Genomic DNA, 1,019 nt, shown 5'->3' on the forward strand with positions numbered 1-1,019 from the left:
GGGCAAGATTTTCTGATGCTGCGTCTGATGTGTTGGCTGTAGCTGATTCTGTGGGCTGAGCTTGAGCGGTTTCACCTTCCGCTGCCAATGCAGGTGCAGCAGGCACGAGCGAAGAGGCCAACAACAGGGCAGTCAACGGCAATGAATATTTCATTACAACTCTCCTTTTCTGGATATAAATAGAAACTATGTTTTATTCTATCATGAAAAAACAGGGAAAAATCAACAATTTTATATAAAGATGCATGCATGAATGAAAAAAGCCGGCGGTACGGTCTGTATCCGCCAGCTTTTTCTTTTATTCTTCATCCCAATCGCTAGGCACGATAATGTATTCACCTGTCAAGGCATCTACATAGCCGAAGCCTTCCGAATAGTCCCATGCGTAAACAAGAATCGGGGCTGGAGCGCGCTGATCAAAGTATTGCGGCCAAACGTATTGCAGCTTTGGCGATTTGTTTTTTAGAAAAGCCTCAAGCGCCTGATCTTTCGTTATGATGTTCTTTGAATCAGGCAGATCCAGCTTATCCTTTGGTGTGGCCAGCGAGAAAGAAGTGATATTCCCGGTCTGGTTGTCTACTGAAATATGGTAGGTACGATCCATAATAGGAATGCCTTCATATGTTTCATAGAAAAAGAAATTATACTCCCTTGGCTGATGCTCGGTAAAGCCTTCCGGTAGCTTGCTCTTGTCTACCCAGGCAGGCAGTTCTGATTCTTTATAAGTAAAGTCAGTCCATTCGAGTAGTGTTGTGGAGGGACTGGCATATTTTTCAAGAAAATTGCGTGCGGTGGCGAAAGCCCGGTCCTTTGCCACTTTTGCCGGCTGTGCTTTTTGATCTGTATTCAGCTGTAAGCTGGCGTACTGCACCTGGCCTGTCTTCTTATCCGCTGCGATACTTGCATAGATGCGATGGTCTTCTGCGCTGAATTCATACATTTGCTGCGGGCTTTCTTTTTCCCATGCTGCGCCTTGTCGTTCATCAACGCGTAACTTGGCTACAGCATCCTTGTTATCG

At 45.6% G+C, this 1,019-nt stretch carries 1 protein-coding gene; it reads right to left on the reverse strand.

What is annotated here, in order from left to right; translation table 11 throughout:
- Positions 1 to 298 precede the first annotated feature (298 nt).
- The coding region (locus tag HMPREF0083_RS28785) for a YcdB/YcdC domain-containing protein (protein ID WP_021622661.1) at positions 299 to 1,019 on the reverse strand (721 nt) is incomplete at its 5' end.

Origin of the sequence: Aneurinibacillus aneurinilyticus ATCC 12856, assembly GCF_000466385.1 — a bacterium.
Taxonomy (GTDB): Bacteria; Bacillota; Bacilli; order Aneurinibacillales; family Aneurinibacillaceae; genus Aneurinibacillus; species Aneurinibacillus aneurinilyticus.